This is a genomic window from Lacticaseibacillus chiayiensis (assembly GCF_004123795.1).
GTDB classification, from domain to species: domain Bacteria; phylum Bacillota; class Bacilli; order Lactobacillales; family Lactobacillaceae; genus Lacticaseibacillus; species Lacticaseibacillus chiayiensis.
The window spans coordinates 1-503 of the sequence record NZ_MSSM01000108.1 but is presented as its reverse complement, the minus strand read 5'-3'; the positions used below and the strand labels follow the sequence as shown (position 1 = coordinate 503).

At 46.3% G+C, this 503-nt stretch carries 1 protein-coding gene; it reads right to left on the bottom strand.

The window, feature by feature from the left end; translation table 11 throughout:
- On the bottom strand, positions 1 to 503 hold a 503-nt coding region (locus BVJ53_RS14855; protein ID WP_137296012.1), incomplete at both ends, for a helix-turn-helix domain-containing protein.

Sequence of the window (503 nt, the reverse complement as noted above, 5' to 3'; positions counted from 1 at the left end):
CGCCTCATAACCGCCTTCGCGAGCCTTGATCACCCAAGACCGTGCCTGTTGATAAGACACATCAAAATGGGCTGCCGCTTCAGTATAGGAGTGCTTACCCTTAGTGACATATTCAACGACTTTAATGCGTTCTTCGAAGGTGGTTGTACGACTCATGGTGGGGACCTGCTTTCTAGACGGTGAAGCCGTCAAAGATTGATGATCCCTATTATACATGGCTATCCAACGTTGCAGTTGTGTTGATGAGTGCAGACCAAACTGCATCGTAACTTCGGCTAATGACCCTTCACCACTAAGATAAGCAAGCACTGCTTCAAGCTTTAGCTCTCTGGTATAATGTTGATTCTTTCGAGCTTCCTCTAATCCCTTAATCCCATCACGTTCATAGCGCGCCTGCCAACGTTGTAATGTACGATCACCAAGACCGTGTTGACGGGAGAAACTACTGATACTTGTCTTCGAATGTCTGAACTCCTCCAATATGAGTAACTTTTCTTGAGCTG